We start from the raw sequence: 17,688 nt of genomic DNA, 5'->3' as shown, positions 1-17,688 counted from the left end.
TATTTTAAAAGATACCATTGAATGTCCATTCCTAAACAATAAAAGAAGCCTTACCTTCCAAATTGAAGGAAGTAAGGCTCCAGCCGGCACATCTATCAGAAAATCTTTTTGCGGTCGCGTTCTTCTTTTAATACTTCCACAGCTTCACGGAAACGCAGCGAGTGGACGTTTTCCCGTTCCCTTAAAAATTTCAGTGAGTCGTTAATTAAAGGATCATCCGATACATCGATAATCCATTGATACGTAGCACGGGCTTTTTCCTCTGCTGCAATATCTTCATATAAATCAGCAATTGGATCACCTTTGGCTTGGATATAAGTTGTAGTGAATGGAACGCCGCCCGCATTTTCGTAAAATAATGCGCTTCCGTGGTTAACAAAATGAGCACCGAGGCCCGCTTCCTCCAATTCCTGTGGTGTCGAATCTTTTGTTAATTTATAAATCATAGTGGCAAGCATTTCCAGATGTGAAAACTCTTCTGTGGAGATATCATTGAGCAGGCCGATAATCTTATCAGGAACCGTATACCGTTGATTCATATAACGTAGAGCTGCCGCGAGTTCGCCGTCAGCGCCTCCGTACTGTTCGGCAATATACTTAGCCAGCCTCGGATTACATTCACTTACCTCCACTGGATACAGTAATTTCTTTTCGTACACCCACATCTTCGTTCCTCCTTGTAAAATCATCCTGTTTGAATGTCATTACATCTGCCATGGCCACGGTGGCTGATTCCAGCGCCAGCCCATGTCAATGGCCTGTTCTGAAGGGACCGAATAGAGAGAAAGAGGTCCATAACGCTTTTCATATGCTTTTCGTGTTTTGGAGGCTTCCTTGATGGCCATCCGCCACTGCTCTAGTGCTTCCTTGTCATGCCGGTGCGTATCTGTGTAGAGTGTCAGTTCGACGACAACAAAATCTGCTTGCTGCACCAGCTTCAGCATCTCTCTTTGTTCCGCAGCATCCATTAGAAAATTCCCTCCTTTTTGGAGAAACCATCTACCAGGGCCGGCCAGAGTGAACCTTGGCGTAATGCTTCCGCCGGAGAATACTGTGGAAGTCCAGGAGGCTGTACATTCATAAAGAGCTGCGGCGGCAATACAAATGTCTTCACTTTTATAGGGGGACACGGGTCAAAAGGCGATACGTAAGGCTCGAAAGTACCCCTAAACATCTTGTGTTCCAGCTGTCATCACTCCTCTGTGTAAAGTATGCAAAGAAATTGCGAAGTATGAGAATGAAAAAGAGTAGTTATTTCTAATTATCACATTTCTATATTTCTACCCATCGAGTACAATAGAGGGGGAAAGATTGAGTTAATAAAATAAAATTAGTAAATACGCATAGTTTCTAGTTCTCTTGAAGGGAGCTAGTTGAAAAGTGGAGAGAATTATCTTTATTCACACATTGAAATGGAGTAATTTATGCAAAAACATATAGAGAGAATGATGAAGACTAAACTTCAAATTAAACATGGAGCTGAACCAAATGAATGATTACTCGATATTCATCGGCAGGCAGCCGATTCTCGAGCGGCAAGGAAACATTTATGCATATGAACTGTTGTATCGTAATAGTGAAGAAAATTTCTTTCCGGATATTAATCCAGAACAGGCTACGATTAGTCTTTTGGTGAATACCTTTCTTTCAGTAGGAATAGATCAAGTGACAAACGGAGTGCCTTCATTTATCAACTTCTCAGGGGAGTTGCTTGCACAGGATTTGTTTATGAGTTTAAACCCGAATCAAGTAGTTATTGAAATTTTAGAGGATGTTGAAATTACCCCCGCTCTATTGAGACGCTTGGAGAACTTTAAAGAAGCAGGGTTTACAATCGCGCTGGATGATTTCGTTTTACAGAATCAATATATACAACATCCTCAGCTGTTTGAACTAATCGACATCATTAAAGTGGATTTTATGAATACCAGTAAAGCAGAGCGGGATGCGATAAAGATCTTTCTAAAGAAGTATCCGGCTATTATTTTATTGGCTGAAAAGGTAGAGACAGAAGCTGATTATCAACTGGCGTTAAATAGCGGATATGATTTATTTCAAGGGTATTTCTTTGCGAAGCCAGAAATTATTAAGAGTGCCGAAGTACCGTCCAACACGTTAATTCACATGCAGATTCTAGAGTATTTTCAGAAGGATGCACCATCGATCAGTGATCTTTCGGAAGTCATTATGCGTGACGTGTCTATTTCGTATAAGCTGTTGCGATTCATTAATTCGTATGGATTTGAAATCCCACGGCAGATTAGTTCGATCAAGCAGGCGATTGTTCTGATTGGTCTCGATGAAACGAAAAAATGGCTGCAAGTGCTCATGCTGCATGACTTGGCGAGAGATGCTAACAGCGGGCGAGTGAGCGCACTAGTGGAACTTTCTCTCCGACGTGCCAGAGCGTTTGAATTGCTCGCAAAATATAAACGTAAGCCGAATAAAGATGAATACTTCCTAACCGGCATGTTTTCTCTGATTGATGCAGTGATGAGTATGAAATGGGAAGATATCCTGCCTTTGCTATCGCTGTCCGATGTGATTATTGACACGCTCAATGGGAGAACGACAGAGATGACCCCTTACTTAGAACTGATTGTGGCAGTGGAACGTTTTGATTGGGAAAAGGTTGGCCGGTTATCAGAAGAACTAAGGATTCCCAAAAGAAAATTAGGAGAGATCTTTCTACAGGCTATGCGTTGGTCACAAGGAATCGAAGAAGAATATAACTGAGTCAACGGAATGGCATCTTCACTTGAAGATGCCTTTTTTGACGTGTAGTATATACAGTTATAATCTATTTGGTGATGACTTGGTACAGATTAGAAACTTTCAAGTTATATCTCTTAAGAAAAGGGTATGAAAGGTAGTAAGGAAGTTACCAAATGAACACTAGGAGTCGATATAGTTTTGAATAGAAAGTTTTGGAAAAACCCCGTGTTCTCTATTTCTGCAATATTTATTTTTATACTTGTATTGTTGGGAGCACTTAAGAAAGATCAGTTTGGAGCAGTTTCAGAAAGACTTTATCACTTCACGACAGATAACTTTGGCTGGTTTTATTTGCTCGCTGTATTTATCGTTATTGTATTTTTAGTGGGACTGGCCATCAGTAAGTTTGGTGCGATCCGGTTGGGCGGGGATACAGAGCGTCCCGAATATTCATTCTTCACATGGATCGGCATGCTGTTTTCTGCAGGTTTTGGTGTAGGTCTAGTATTTTGGGGTGTAGCGGAACCGATGAGCCATTATTTTAAGTCTCCGCTGGCCGGTATTGAAGCGCAAACGGAAGATGCGGCAAGGATAGCCATGGGCTATTCATTCTTCCACTGGGGAATTTCGCAGTGGGCGATTTTCGGAATGGTCGGCCTCGTTATTGGCTTTATGCAGTTCCGAAAGAAAAAAGACGGCCTGATTTCAACAGCTCTCGAGCCTTTGATTGGTAGCAATCGTCATGTAAAAACAGGTATTGATTCATTTGCAGTTGTCGCGACAGTCATGGGGATTGCTACTTCGCTCGGTATGGGTGTGCTGCAGATGAGCGGAGGGCTGGAATACGTCTTTAATATTAAGAGTACATTTACTATTCAACTGCTCATTATTGCGGTCGTGTTTGTTGCTTATATGACATCTGCCGCCTCAGGATTAGGCAAAGGTATTGCGTATTTGGGGAACTTTAACTTAGGAATGGCGATCGCTTTGCTGCTTTTCTTTTTTATTGTTGGACCGAAAGTTTTTATATTGGAAACGTTTACGCTGGCGATCGGAGATTATATTAATAATTTCATCACTTACAGCTTGCGTTTGCAGCCTTATCAAGGTGGCACATGGGTAAAAGACTGGACGATTTTCTATTGGGCTTGGACAATCGCATGGTCACCGTTTGTGGGTGCATTTGTAGCTCGAGTATCAAAAGGCCGGACAATCCGGGAATTCATCATGGGTGTAATGGTCATTCCATCTGCCTTTTCTTGTATGTGGATCGCGACACTCGGCGGAACTGCTTTGTACAGTGACTTGCGTAATGGTACGCAAATCGCGGAAGAAGTAAATCAAGATGTTACCTCTGCCATATTCGCCACACTTCAGCAGCTACCGATGACTGGACTGGTTTCTTTCTTGGCGATCGTCTTAATCTTTACATTCCTTATAACATCTGCTGACTCAGCAACGTATATTTTAGCAAGTATGACTACAGGTGGTAGTTTGTTCCCGTCGTTGCTTGTGAAATTCGTCTGGGGCTTCTTGATGACAGCGATTGCCGCTGTTCTTCTTTCTGCTGGTGGTTTGGAGGCATTGCAATCCGCTTCTCTCGTGTCCGCATTACCTTTCACGCTGTTGATGCTCCTGTTAATGTTTTCATTAGGAAAACTGCTCGCACGCGAACCAATTACGGTCAGACCGACAGATATTCGCCAATTTGAGCATGTAGAAGGTGAAGTCAAGAAGAGACGTAAGCGCAGAGAGAGTGAAAAAGAGAAAAAAGTGCGTAAAGAGAAAGAGAAGCAAGAAAAAGCCAAGTTGAAAAGAGATCGACAATATCAAGAGCTTGAGAAGAAAAAGTATCGGGAATACGAAAAAGAAAAAGAACAAGAGGACGATTAACAGAGAGAAAACCGGGTCGCTGCTAAGTGCACGAGCCGGTTTTCTTCATATAAGAAAGGAACATGCATATGTCTATTATCAAAATAGAAGATGTTTATTTTAGAAGAGGCGATAATCAGATTCTGCAAGGAGTGGATTGGGAAATTACTGAAGGACAGCAGTGGGGGATGCTCGGTTTAAATGGTTCAGGAAAAACATCGTTGCTGTCGATTATCTCTACATATGAAATTCCGTCTTCGGGCGAAGTGGAAGTGCTCGGAAAGCGGTTTGGCAGTACCTATTTGCCGGAGCTGCGAAAGAAAATCGGATTTGTCAGCAGTTCATTGGAAAAGTTTTCGGATTTTTTCTGGGGAGAAACGATTGAGCGCGTCATCATCAGCGGGAAGTTTGCAAGTTTCGGTATTTATGAGAAAGTGCTGGACGAAGATTGGGTGAGGGCAGATTATTTAGTGAAGGAATTTAGGCTTGATCACTTGGAGGGCAAGCGATTCAGAGTGCTGTCGGAAGGAGAAAAGCGTAGGGTTTTGATAGCGAGAGCGTTGATGGGTAATCCCGATTTGTTAATACTCGATGAACCATGTTCCGGGCTCGACATCCTTGCCAGAGAACAGTTTTTGGAGGCGCTCGAAATAGCGACGAAAAACCACGTACATCTTGTCTATGTAACGCATCATATAGAGGAACTCGTCGCCGAGATGACGCATGTATTATTACTGAAGGAAGGCAAAGTAGTAGCGGCTGGACCGAAATATGAAGTTCTGACTGATGATCTGCTGTCTGAAACCTACCAAGTGCCTGTTTCGATAGAATGGCGTGCGGATCGTCCCTATTTATCTATAAAATAAAGTTAGCAAGCGCGGTTTATAAAGCTCCAGAGAGGGAATTTCTTATATAGCATCATATTCCTGAAGGGAGCAGCGCCATGGCGAACAGAAAAAGAAAGTGGACAAAAAAACGAATTGCCTCATACGCGCTGTTACTTTTTGTGCTGTTATATGTAGGGGTCATGCTCTGGCAAACCTATAAACCTCTTCCCCCAGGCATATCCTATGCAGGAGATCTACATCAAGTGGAGGATATCGACTTCATTTATGACCTGACCTATTCTAAAACAAAATCGAAGGATGAGTACAAATCAGAACTGCGTATTTTTAATGAAGTGTTTCAGATGATTCAGGAAGCTGAGCAGTTTGTCGTTCTCGATTTCTTTTTAATGGATGACTATTATGATGAAAAAGAAGACTTTCCGCAGCTGGCTGATCAGTTGACGAAAGCGCTGACGGAAAAAAAGAGAAGTAATCCTGATATACCGATCATTTACATAACCGATCCTATAAATACCGGTTATGATTCCTATGAATCGAGATGGTTTAAGGAACTGGAGAAAGCGGGGGTCGAAGTGGTGTATACGGATCTCGACCCGCTGCGTGATTCTATGCCGATTTATTCAGGTCTGTACCGTATCTTGTTCCAGTGGATTCAAATAGACAGCAAAGCGCATTTCCCTAACTTTCTGGCGAGCGATGCGCCCAAAGTTAAATTCACGTCGTATGTAAAACTGCTTAATGTTAAAGCGAACCACCGGAAAACACTGGTGACTGACAAAGCAGCACTTGTTACTTCATCCAATCCTCATGCTGCAAGCGGCCGTCATGGGAATGTGGCTTTTAAAGTAACAGGTCCTGTGCAAAACGACATATTGGAAGCTGAAGAAGCGGTACTGCAATATTCGGAAGGAGGAAAGCTGCCGCGTGTAGAAGGATTAGAAGAACAAAAAGGTCCTTATCAAGTGCAGTATCTGACGGAAAGTAGAGTACTGGATGCGCTCGTGAAAGATATAGAGAAGGCTGAAAAAGGCGACAGAATCCGGATGGGGATGTTCTATCTTTCTGAACAACAAGTCATTCAGCCATTAGAAGAAGCAGCCAACCGCGGTGTAGAAATCGAGATGATTCTCGATCCGAATGAAAACTCATTTGGAAGTAAGAAATCCGGCTTACCGAATCGTCCTGTTGTTCAGGAAATCCAGGAAAACACAGACGATAAGATCAAAGTCCGCTGGTACAATACTGTCATCGGCCAATATCATACGAAGCTCGTCACCGTGCAGACTGCGGATCAAACTTTCATTACGAACGGTTCGTCCAATCTGACTGAACGGACACTGCGTGATTATAACCTGGAAGCCAATTTACGAATCGTTGCTCCGGCTGACAGTGAGCTGACTGATGAAATCAATACGTATTTTGACAGACTGTGGGACAACGAAGACGCACTTTACACATTGGATGTAGAAGAGTATCAAAACAAACTAACCTTTTTCCAGCGAGGAATTTACGCTCTCCAGCGCTGGATCAAGCTGACGACATATTAAACAAAAAACACCGTTCGCGATGTGTAACGGGTTCGGTACACGGGGAGAAAACGTTAAAAAACATAGCTTATGGGGACGCAATTCACACTTGAAATTTATGTGTCCCTTCTAATTGCGGTGCTAATCAACTTATTAATTGGAGGTTGAAATAGTCTCTTTGTGAATTATTCTGAAATAACGAAAGGTTAGAGGAGGATAAGAGACCTTGTAATCTAGTACATGAAGTTAGATGGAGCGCGGAATGCGGGGAAACTTGCACGTTCCGTGTTGAACAGGTAAAATCTGGAGATAATATCAAACGCTTACCTATTGCTGACGTTGCGGTATAAAGGATAGGACTAGAAAAAGATGCACAGGCATAATAACCTGGGCATTTTTTCTTGCTCTTTCTACTGTTAATTCGAATGCGAATCATACGCTAATTTAGTTGCTAATTGAGGTCCGTTTTTGCATTTTCTCCCCATCAACTGAATCATGAACGGCGTTTTTAGTTAGCCTATAATTGACAGTTCAAGTGGTTCGTGTAGAGTTGAATTTAGGAGGGATGTCAGATGAAAATTGTGATATTCGGAGCGACAGGAAGAACGGGAAGCGATATTGTGCGTCTTGCATTGGCGGACGGTCATGAAGTGAAGGCATTTGCACGTACGCCGGATAAAGTCACTCCACATCTTAATTTGGCTGTAGTGCAAGGGGATGTGCGAGATGCACAAGCAGTAAAAGAAGCGATTGAAGGCGCTGATGCGGTAGTAAGTGCTTTAGGGACAGACGGCACGACCACATTAACTGAAGCGATGTCCTCCATTATAGAAGGAATGATAGCTTACAGCGTTTCGCGTATCGTTACAATTGGGACTGCAGGTATCTTGGAAAGTCGCACCGAACCGTCGAAATTACGATACCAGTCAAATGAATCTCATCGCAAACTGACTTTTGCAGCGGAAGAGCACCATAAAGTGTTCGATATGCTGAGCAGTTCTTCATTGGAATGGACGATTGTCTGTCCAACCTATTTGCCTGGCGGAGAGGCGACTGGCAATTATCGAATAGAACGAGATCGGCTGCCGATTGAAGGTAAGCAGATTTCTACAGGTGATACCGCCGCATTTGCTTATGGCGAATTGCTTAGAAAGCAGCATGTAGGCTATCGTGTAGGGATTTCTGATTAAAACCTTATAAAATTGTGTCAATCTTTATGGCGAATGAAACGTTTGTACTAAATATAAGTGAAAAGAAAGATAACATTCCATTTGACCTATGATATACTAGGTTGATAGCATCATAGGGGTAAGGGGAATGAAAGATAAATGAGATGGTCCTTGAGAAATTTAATTCAGATCGTGGCAATTTTAGCGATCATTTTGACCTTCATCACGAGCACTACAGTTGCTTATCGTGTAAATAAGGAAAACTTAATGAAATCTACGTTGGAAACAAATAGAGCGTATGCGGAGAAGTTGTCTTCCACTACAGATACATATTTACGGGATATTCTTCAGACGCTGACAGTGAACGCGGAAGAAGTCATGCCGTTACTTGATCAGCCTGGTGACCGGTCAAAACTGAACATCATAGCGGAGCGAATCCGGACACAGACCAGCACATTCAACTCTGTAGTAATCGCTGACCCGAAAGGTACAGTGATAGGAGTATCACCGCCAAGTCTTGATTTGCTTGGTGAAAATTTGACGTCAGTCGGCGCTCGACAGGCTCAGAAGGAAAAGAAACCGTTAATTTCAACACCGTATGTTGGAATTACGGGAGAATTATTGATATTTATAAGTGTTCCATTAATTTCAGATGACGGTGTTTATGAAGGATATATAGGCGGTGCCATCTATCTCAATAAATCGAATGTTTTAGAGAAGATTTTGGGTAAGCATTTTTATGAAAATGGCTCATATGTTTATGTGGTCGATGGCAAAGGAATGCTGATCTATCACCAATTACAAGATCGTTTACAAGACGATGTATCCAGTAATACAGTCGTAAAAAAAGTCATTACAGGAGCAAACGGCGCGGAGCAAATAGTCAATACTAAAGGTATTCCTATGCTAGTCGGCTATTCCTACGTTCCGGTAGCAGACTGGGGAATTATTTCTCAGCGAGCGGTTGATATTTCTGTCGCATCTGCAAAAAGCATGGTATGGGAAATGGCGTGGAAATCTCTGCCGCTATTATTCCTTGCCTTTTTCTTAGTATGGTATCTGTCAAGAAAAATTGCTTTACCGCTACAAAAGTTGGCTTACTATGCGGAAACCAGTACAGAAACCGACCATAAAGAAAAGATGGAAAATGTTTCGGACTGGTATTATGAAGCTAGACAATTAAAGGGGTCTATGCTGCATAGCCTGGATTATTTCAGAAATGAAATGAATTATTTTATTCATCAATCGACTACCGATCCGTTGACGAAATTAACAAATCGCCGGACGATGGATGATTATATGAAAAAGTGGGTAGAGCAGAAGGTGCCTTTTGCGATGATTATTTTGGATATTGATAAATTTAAGCGAGTGAATGATCGATATGGCCATGCGGTCGGCGATGAAGTGCTGATTTATTTAGCGGACTTAATGCAACAAAGCGTTCGAAAAGATGACATCTGCTGCCGGTATGGAGGAGAAGAGTTTGTGATTTTACTTCCTAAAGCAGATAAAGTAACAGCTTTTCTCAAGGCAGAGCGGCTTCGTGAAATGTTAGAGAGTAAAGTAAGCCCGTGTGGAGAGGTCGTAACGATTTCTTCAGGTGTAGCCGCATATCCAATACATGCAGAACATCCTGCCCGACTCATTGAATTGGCGGATCAAAGTTTATATGAAGCAAAGCGTACGGGGCGGAATAAGACCGTCGTTGCGACTGACGAACCTCAGCATGAGTAATAGATGTTGAGGTTTTCTTGATTAGCTTTATGAAAGTAGAAGAGTAGCAGAAAAGGAGATGAGAGGGTGGAGGAACGAGAGCTTGATCGTCGGCTCCATATTCAAACGGCCGGCATGCGCGAGTGGAGTTTTCAGTCTGCTCACTATAACAGGTATGAAGCGACTCCGTATGACGCAATGGACTTCTTATTTGCACAGCACGAAATTATAACAAGCGGTAGTTGGATCGATTTTGGATGCGGCAAGGGGAGAGTGCCGTTCTACGTTCATAATCTTTATTCACTGGATGTCGTAGGAATTGAGATGAACAGCGTGCTGTATCAGGATGCGATGAACAATTTGATGGATTATCGTCAGGCATTCCCGAAGAAAAAAGGTGCGCTATCTTTCGAGTGCTGTTTGGCTGAGCGCTATAGGATACCTACAGACGCTTCTACATTTTATTTTTTCAATCCGTTTTCTCTGGATATTTTCCGGTCAGTTATCCGAAATATTGTGCTGACTCTCGAAGATGCCGAGCGGAATGCTGAAATAATTTTATATTACCCAACGACGTATTACGAACAGTTTCTGAATGAACACCCTTCATTCGAGAAGAACGCTGAAATCCCTATTACTCATTTACAGCTGCATGATCCTCACGAACGTTTTCTTGTCTATACGTATATAAAGCCCTGATCACTGATCAGGGCTTACAATCATGGTGCTGTCCGTGTGCTGATACGCAGGCCGATCCAAAATATGAGCTCCATTAACAGAGCTGCCAGAATTCCGACCAGCAATCCGCTGGAAAGGAGCGGCTGTAGCAGTTCAGGCAACGAAGAAAACACTTCGGCAGGCAGTGTCATGATGGACAGACCGAGCAAAGCGGGAAGTGCGACCCGGTAAATAGTCTTCGGCTCGAACGTCAGACCTTCTACATTGCGCAGGGCAGAACGGAATAACTGTAAATACGCTACGAAAAGCACCGTATTTCCTACGCTTTGTGGGATGGTAGAGAAAAACGCGCTTAACGGCGGTACCAGTCCCAAGAGGATAAACAGAATCGATCCAATGAAGAAAGGCGTCCGTTCTTTGATTCCGCTGGATTGTAAAAAGCCGATCGACGAAGCGTAAGGCGCGTAAGGAACTAGACCGAGTGCCCCGGCTCCAACATTTAAACCGCCGGTTATGAGGAAGGATATTTTGTATTGATTTTTTGTCGTTTCCTTCTCGAAAATATCTTCCGCACCTTTTAAAGTGGCAACGGTGTTGGTTGTGTTCAATAAGCCTGTAATAATCACCGTAATGACGATCCCCATTTCAATCGTTGGTTCACCCCAAGGGAACCACTGGATAAACGGTGTAGTTTTGATCGTTTCCGCAGCTTCTTGCGGGAAAATCAGCGCAGCACTAATCCAGCCGACTGTCATTCCGACCAGCAGATTTAGGCTGCTGAGGATGCCCTTGCCTTTTATATGCACGAGTATCGTCAGTGCGGCCAGAGCAAATGAAAACAGTGTAGTAGATAAATTTATGTATTTCCCGTCATTTAGACCAATCATTCCTTTTAAGAAGATGGTGATCAGCTGGTTTGCCAGCAGTAACAGAAAGACAAACATGACGGCAGGCGTAAACCATTTCTTCAAAATCTCACCCATGCCGAGCATTCCTAAAATCGCGACTAACACCCCTGAAATCATCGCGCCGACTGCAATACTTCCCCCAACAGTCGTTAAACTTACATTCATTGCACTTGCTGTGCCAGCCAAGCTGAGTACAACCCCCCACCAGAGCCCCGATTGACCTTCCATCAGTGCTAACCGATGGCCGAGCGTTCCTTGCAGCAGACATGCAATCCCTGTATAGATAAACGAACGCTGGATTGCGGATACGATTTCAATCTGTTCTAATTCAAATGCTGCTCCCACGGAAATTGGAATAACGACCGTGTTGGCAAACATGAAAAAGAGCCACTGAAACCCTGCCAATGCGGTAACTGAATGCCGCATTTGATTTGCTCCCATCAACATCTCCCCTTGTGCAAACTCTTTCTCCGGTAATTTAACTTAATTAAAGAGTTTAAATATAAAGAAAACTATAGCATATTGGCAAATGAATTAGTAATGTTTCCTGCCGATTTGAAGTCATTTAATTAGGGGTTGAGTTTTAGTTTGTACAAGTTTCGACATTCGAGTTTGCCGGTAGTTTGAATGAAGTGTGAGTTCGCGGTTTACATCCGCTTCGGCGCTGGGTTTCAAGAAAATATGTCATTCCAGGTTTTTGCACAGTGCAGAATTACTTGGTATGGTTTAGGTTTCTAGCCTTTGCAAACGCACTGATCACAAGAACCTAAGCCTTTGCAGAATAAAGAGTATTGCATGAAACACTGCACCATTCGTAATCATCCAAATAATATGCTCATGCTGCAACTCATATAAAAAATATTGAAAAACCAGCCAGTGTAGCGAAATGGAAGGCGGCCGCCTGGAGCGCAGGGAAACGGCCTCCTTCTACTTAACATCCAATACTAAGTTAAAAAACCACCACTAAACAAGCCAGCAGTAAATTACTATGCTTTTTCGCTAAGCAGAGGTATGATTTCCTCGCAAGGCACAGGCTGTGAATACAGGAATCCCTGTGCTTCATCGCAATCGAGCATCTTCAAAAGTTCTGCCTGTTCTACGGTCTCTACTCCTTCAGCAATTACGCGGAGGTGCAAGTTCTTAGCCAAATCAATAATGGCCTTAACAATGACAGAGTTATCGGTCAGTTCTCTAATGAATGATTGGTCTATTTTCAAATGAGTGATCGGGAACTTGCTCAGATAACTTAATGAAGAATAGCCAGTTCCAAAATCATCAATACTTGCTTTGATACCAATATCCCGGAGCTCTTGAAGGATTTGCTGACAATAATCCACGTCGGAGGTCATACTCTCGGTAATTTCGATATTCAAATAATGCGGCTGTAAGCCAGTTAGTTTCAGCGTCTTTTTCACATCTGAAACAAAGGTATGGCTCTTAAATTGGCGCAGGGAAACATTTACACTCATCCGGATAGGAGTATAGCCAAGGTTTTGCCATTCTTTCGCCTGCTTACAAGCCGTTTCTAAAATCCACAATCCAATAGGCAAGATTAACCCGGTCTCTTCAGCAATGGGAATGAATTTTCCCGGCGGAATCATGCCCCGGGAAGAATGGTTCCAACGCAGCAATGCTTCTACACCTTTCATTTCACCTGTCACAAAGTCAAGCTGGGGCTGATAGTGAAGCGACAGCTCATTTTTCTTAAGGGCCTGTCTCAGCTCCATTTCGAGCAAGGTCCGTTCTATCAGTTCGTTATACAGTTCTTCAGTGAAGAATTGGTAGGTCCCTTTGCCTGATTGCTTGGCTAAATACATCGCAGAATCTGCATTTCGCAGGAGCGAATCGTATTCCATGCCGTCTTCAGGGAATATACTGATTCCGATACTCGGTGCAACGAATACTTCCAGATAATCGATCTGAAATGACTTCGATATTTCTTCTACAATACGGCGAGCCACTAACCGCACGCCAGTTTTAGTGGCAGATGTACAAAGGACGATGAATTCATCTCCGCTGAGCCGCGAGACCATGTCATTATGACGGACAATCAGTTTCAGCCGTTCGCCGACTGCTTTCAAAAGCTGGTCGCCTACGTAATGTCCCATCGAGTCATTAATATTCTTGAAACGGTCCAAGTCGATATAAAGCAGAGCGAAAGCTTCCTGACTTTTTTTGCGGTCTTCAATGAGCTGTGTCACGGTACGTTTCAGTAGCCGACGATTTGGCAGATCTGTCAAATGATCATGAAATGCCATATGCTCGACCATCCGTTCCGCTTCTTTTCGGTCTGAAATATCGATAGCAGTGCCAACGACTTCGGATACTTCCCCTTCGTCGAAAATAGGTGATAAGTAAACAAGGAAAGTAAACGTTTTATAGACTATTTCAAATTGTGGGCTGCGCCCCAGCATTCCGTCCAGAAGCTGTCTGCGAATGTGGGTAAGGTCATAACTCCTCTTAGAAGCTATTTCATTTAGTGTTTCTTTCGTTACGCCGAGCAGTTCCGTTATTTTTCCTTCAAGTAATGTGAAAACAATTTCATTATCTTCTAAAGTATATTTAAAGATGGCATTTTGAAGGTTTTTAACAGTCTTTGCGAAATCGTTCTTTAGTGCTGTCGCCAAGGATTGCTCTGCTGCTTTATGTGAAGTGATATCTTGCCGTATCGAAATGTATTGATAGGGCTTGCCGTTCCCGCCAATAAAAGGAATAATCGTGGTGTTGACCCAGTAATATTCACCTGTTTTCGACATGTTGCGAATATCACCATGCCAGACTTTCCCCGATTGAATGGTCTGCCACATATTTTCAAAGAAACTTTTTGGATGTGTTCCTGAATTGACAGCGCGATGTGTTTTTCCAATCAGCTCATCCCTTGAATACTTCGAGAGTTCGCAAAATTTATCATTTACATATGTAATTACACCTTGAGCATTGGTAATAGCTACGACAGCTGACTGATCCAGTGCATATTTAAAATTTTGTAAGTCTGTCCGTGTTTTTGCGAACTCACGTGAAACCAGTGTGGACCCGGTTACATCGATATCTAATGACAAGTAATGGGTCAATACATTATTGGCATCGTAAATGGGCACAACCGTGACATCAAGCCAATATTTTGTTCTATCTTTTGAATAAACCTTGATCGATTCCTGGTAAACTTTATTTGTTAGAAAATGTTCTTCTAAAAGTTTCAGCATCACGCCGACGGTAAGGCCTTCATTGAACATTTCCCATGTATTACCAATCAATTCTTCCTCACTGTAGCCGGTTAACTCACAAAAGTTTTGATTTACATAAGTGAGTCTGCCTTTTAAATCAATTAGTGATACACAGAATGTTTCTTCAAATAAAGTCGACAGGGATGGATTAAACATAGGCGTGTGCAATGGCATCATGGTAACTCCCTCTCTCCTGGCAAATCTTCTACCTCATAGTAGTATATGACTTATCTTTAATCGTTCAAAAGACCCCAAACCATATTAATATATTTCATTAGTAAGATTAAATAGTGAATTTGTATAATTATAACACATGAAAAGAGAGGAATGAACTAGTTTTAAAGGGAATTATAAGGCAAACTAGAGGATATAGGGGGATTTCTAGGCAGATGGATGAGTGTGAAAAGACGGAAGCACTGGCTGCTTCCGTCTGCTTTATCTCTTTGGCTGATAATTGAGTGTATGAAATAATTCTTTTTGCTCTGAATCAGTCAGTTCACGCCATTGGCCAATCGGTAAATCTCCTAACTCGACTGTCAGGATCCTAACACGCTGAAGACGGCTTATATGATAGCCGAGCGCTGCACACATCCGGCGGATTTGTCGGTTCAGCCCTTGTGTTAGAACAATAGAGAAGGTTCGGGGGCCAAGTTTTGTGACGGTGCATGGCTTGGTCACTGTATCGAGGATTTTCACTCCTTTTTCCATCTGAGAAATAAAGGATTCAGTGATTGGACTTTCTACAGTGACAATGTATTCTTTCTCGTGACCGTGTTCTTCACGTAAAATTTCATTGACGATATCGCCGTCGTTTGTCAGTAACAATAACCCGTCCGAATCTTTATCCAGCCTGCCGATATGAAAAATTCGCAGCGGATGGTTAATGAAATCGACGACATTGCCTTCGATATGTCGCTCCGTTGTACTGGTTATACCGACGGGCTTGTTGAGCGCGATATAGACTAATTGTTCTTCTTTCTGAACCAATTTACCGTCCACTACCACCTGATCGCCGGCTTCGACCTTGCTGCCGAGTTCTGCAAGCTGCCCGTTGATTTTGACCCGGCCGTCTGTGATCCATTTATCAGCACCACGTCTTGAGACAATACCGGCTTCGCTTAAATATTTATTAATTCGCATACATACTCTCCTTCCGAACTTGTTACAATAACGTGATTATAACATTTTTCCCTTATCAATAATGGAAGAGACGGTTGACAATAAAGATTCTGCATATTAAGATAAGTATAATTATTAGATGGGCAGAAGGTTTCGATAGCGGAATCGTCCACGTTAGCTTAGTTGAGCCAGTTTGAGAAGAGAATAGCAAAAGATATGAATAAGAAGAGTAGCGACAGTGCGTGCTTGCTAGAGAGTCAGTGGATGGTGGGAACTGATACACGGCAGTCGTGAATGGACTTATGGATGCTGTTTTGATGAGAAACAGACGTGCGCCCGCGTTAAGGGCAGTGTGAAAACACATAAAGTGGAAGTGCTGCGGCGCTTCAATTTGAGGTGGCAACGCGGTGATCCATCGTCCTCTGCAACAGGCTGAATCTGTCTGTTTGCAGGGGACTTTTTTATATTCATTTTAGTGTTTACCAAGGACAGTCCATAGAGAAGAGGAGAATGAGCATGATGGCAGAGAAGAACTTGCGGGTCACAGCACGGAAGATTGAAGGGGATTCATTAACACCTATATTGATTTTTAGAAGATTGAAAGGCAATCATAAATTTTTACTGGAAAGTTCTTCGCAGGCAGGCGGCTCTGGCCGTTATTCATTCATTGGACTGAATCCTCAAAAAGCTTATCGGGGTCGCGATGGTGTTGTGGAGGAAATCGTTTATTCAACGAACAGGACCTACACGCATGAAGGGGATCTCTATACGCTGCTGAAACGGCTGATGCCGAGAATTACGCAAGACGCCGGCTTTCCATTTACAGGCGGAGCGGTCGGCTATGTAGGTTACGGAGCTGCGCGCAATGGCGAACAGCGCTCTGCAGATGACTTACGTGTACCAGATGTCTATTTCAATATTTACGATACGGTGGTCATCTACGATCATCAACTACATGAAGTTACACTGCTGCATACGGAAATTAATCCTGTTTATGAAGCGCCGGACCTTGATGCAATTGAAGATATGATCGTCAACGGCAGTGTAGAGAAAGAGGAAGACGTTTCGATTTCCGATTACCACTGTGCGATATCGCAGGAAGAATTCGAACGTCGTGTTCAGCTCGTCATCGACGCAATCAAAGAAGGGCAGGCAGAACAGGTCGTTCTCTCGAGAAGACTCGAAGCGGATATTAAAGGCGACCCATTCGCACTGTACCGCAGGCTGCGCCGAAGAAACCCGTCACCTTATATGTACTATATGGAGTTCGATGATCACACAGTGATCGGAACATCTCCTGAAAGTCTGGTAAAAGTATCAGATGGCAAAGTGCTGACGAATCCGATTGCCGGTACTCGCAGAAGAGGCCGTGATGAAGCGGAAGATATAGCGCTCGAAAAAGAGCTTCGCAGCGATCCGAAAGAACTGTCCGAGCACGATATGCTGGTGGAAGTCAGCAAAAAAGAAATGCAGCAGGTGTGCCGCCCTGAAACAATTGAAGTATCAAACTACTTAGAAACAGTTCGTTACGAACATGTCATGCATCTCGTTTCGGAAGTGGAAGGCGAACTGGCACCCGGTCTACATGCGCTTGACGCATTAAAAGCGACTATGCCTGCTGGAACTGTAACAGGTTCACCAAAACCAGCGGCGATGGCGATCATTGATGAACTTGAGGACCAGCATCGCGGCATTTATGGAGGCTCGATTGGTTATATCGGTCTCAATGGCAATATTGATTTTGCCTTGACGATCCGCACGATGCTTGTCAAAAACGGCAAAGCGTATGTTCAGGCTGGAGCAGGAATAGTAGAAGCCTCTGTGCCTGCATTAGAGTTTAAAGAAACAGCCAATAAAGCACGTTCCCTGCTCGAAGCAGCCGAAACAGTGAAGTAAGTGAAGTGCAGATGAGTTGA

General features: G+C 43.1%; 14 protein-coding genes and 1 other annotated feature. Of the genes, 8 read left to right on the top strand and 6 right to left on the bottom strand.

All coding sequences use genetic code 11. The features are described from left to right. Window positions 1-95: 95 nt before the first annotated feature. Genes Q1J64_RS16060 through Q1J64_RS16050 form a run of 3 tightly spaced genes read right to left on the bottom strand, consistent with a single transcriptional unit; the run spans window position 96 to window position 1,174 of the window. Window positions 96-665: a manganese catalase family protein gene (locus Q1J64_RS16060; RefSeq protein ID WP_301110130.1), complete on the bottom strand. Its 570-nt coding sequence runs from the start codon at window positions 663-665 to the stop codon at window positions 96-98. A gap of 39 nt (window positions 666-704) precedes the next feature. Further along, window positions 705-968, bottom strand: coding sequence for a spore coat protein CotJB (locus Q1J64_RS16055; RefSeq protein WP_301110129.1), 264 nt, complete (start codon window positions 966-968; stop codon window positions 705-707). Further along, on the bottom strand, window positions 968-1,174 hold the full coding sequence (locus Q1J64_RS16050; RefSeq protein ID WP_301110128.1) for a spore coat associated protein CotJA: 207 nt from the start codon (window positions 1,172-1,174) through the stop codon (window positions 968-970). Before Q1J64_RS16050 ends, Q1J64_RS16055 begins: the two co-directional genes overlap by 1 nt. A gap of 314 nt (window positions 1,175-1,488) precedes the next feature. Here Q1J64_RS16050 and Q1J64_RS16045 point away from each other — a divergent pair, with 314 nt between their 5' ends. From Q1J64_RS16045 to Q1J64_RS16015, 7 genes are all read left to right on the top strand, one after another. After that, window positions 1,489-2,736, top strand: a complete 1,248-nt coding sequence (locus tag Q1J64_RS16045) for an EAL and HDOD domain-containing protein (protein ID WP_301110127.1) — start codon at window positions 1,489-1,491, stop codon at window positions 2,734-2,736. Window positions 2,737-2,913: 177 nt separating this feature from the next. Beyond that, complete coding sequence (locus Q1J64_RS16040) at window positions 2,914-4,608, top strand: BCCT family transporter (RefSeq protein ID WP_301110126.1); 1,695 nt, start codon at window positions 2,914-2,916, stop codon at window positions 4,606-4,608. Between the two features lie 68 nt (window positions 4,609-4,676). Continuing rightward, window positions 4,677-5,453 (top strand): ABC transporter ATP-binding protein, encoded by a 777-nt coding sequence (locus Q1J64_RS16035; RefSeq protein ID WP_301110125.1) that lies wholly within the window; start codon window positions 4,677-4,679, stop codon window positions 5,451-5,453. A gap of 77 nt (window positions 5,454-5,530) precedes the next feature. After that, complete coding sequence (locus tag Q1J64_RS16030) at window positions 5,531-6,982, top strand: phospholipase D family protein (RefSeq protein WP_301110124.1); 1,452 nt, start codon at window positions 5,531-5,533, stop codon at window positions 6,980-6,982. A 551-nt stretch (window positions 6,983-7,533) separates the two neighbouring features. Continuing rightward, complete coding sequence (locus Q1J64_RS16025; RefSeq protein ID WP_301110123.1) at window positions 7,534-8,151, top strand: NAD(P)-dependent oxidoreductase; 618 nt, start codon at window positions 7,534-7,536, stop codon at window positions 8,149-8,151. Between the two features lie 138 nt (window positions 8,152-8,289). Then, window positions 8,290-9,864 carry a sensor domain-containing diguanylate cyclase gene (locus Q1J64_RS16020; RefSeq protein ID WP_301110121.1) on the top strand — a complete coding sequence of 525 codons (1,575 nt, stop codon included), beginning with the start codon at window positions 8,290-8,292 and terminating at the stop codon, window positions 9,862-9,864. Between the two features lie 66 nt (window positions 9,865-9,930). Next, on the top strand, window positions 9,931-10,542 hold the full coding sequence (locus Q1J64_RS16015) for an SAM-dependent methyltransferase (protein ID WP_301110120.1): 612 nt from the start codon (window positions 9,931-9,933) through the stop codon (window positions 10,540-10,542). Window positions 10,543-10,562: 20 nt separating this feature from the next. Here the strand turns inward: Q1J64_RS16015 and Q1J64_RS16010 are convergent, their stop codons facing one another. The 3 genes from Q1J64_RS16010 to Q1J64_RS16000 form a co-directional block, all read right to left on the bottom strand. Continuing rightward, the gene (locus tag Q1J64_RS16010; protein ID WP_301110119.1) at window positions 10,563-11,870 is read right to left on the bottom strand and encodes a uracil/xanthine transporter; all 1,308 of its coding nucleotides are present in this window, start codon (window positions 11,868-11,870) and stop codon (window positions 10,563-10,565) included. A 545-nt stretch (window positions 11,871-12,415) separates the two neighbouring features. After that, a complete protein-coding gene (locus Q1J64_RS16005) occupies window positions 12,416-14,830 on the bottom strand; it encodes an EAL domain-containing protein (protein ID WP_301110118.1) in 2,415 nt (804 codons plus the stop codon). Window positions 14,831-15,088: 258 nt separating this feature from the next. Further along, window positions 15,089-15,793 (bottom strand): pseudouridine synthase, encoded by a 705-nt coding sequence (locus Q1J64_RS16000; RefSeq protein WP_301110117.1) that lies wholly within the window; start codon window positions 15,791-15,793, stop codon window positions 15,089-15,091. A 187-nt stretch (window positions 15,794-15,980) separates the two neighbouring features. Beyond that, window positions 15,981-16,198 (top strand) — a binding site (T-box leader). 90 nt (window positions 16,199-16,288) lie between these two features. Here Q1J64_RS16000 and Q1J64_RS15995 point away from each other — a divergent pair. Next, window positions 16,289-17,668 (top strand): anthranilate synthase component I family protein, encoded by a 1,380-nt coding sequence (locus Q1J64_RS15995; protein WP_301110116.1) that lies wholly within the window; start codon window positions 16,289-16,291, stop codon window positions 17,666-17,668. Window positions 17,669-17,688 lie beyond the last annotated feature (20 nt).

This window comes from Sporosarcina sp. (genome assembly GCF_029257255.1).
GTDB lineage: Bacteria > Bacillota > Bacilli > Bacillales_A > Planococcaceae > Sporosarcina.
The sequence above is the reverse complement of the archived record's forward strand: the minus strand, read 5'-3'. Positions and strand labels throughout refer to the sequence as shown.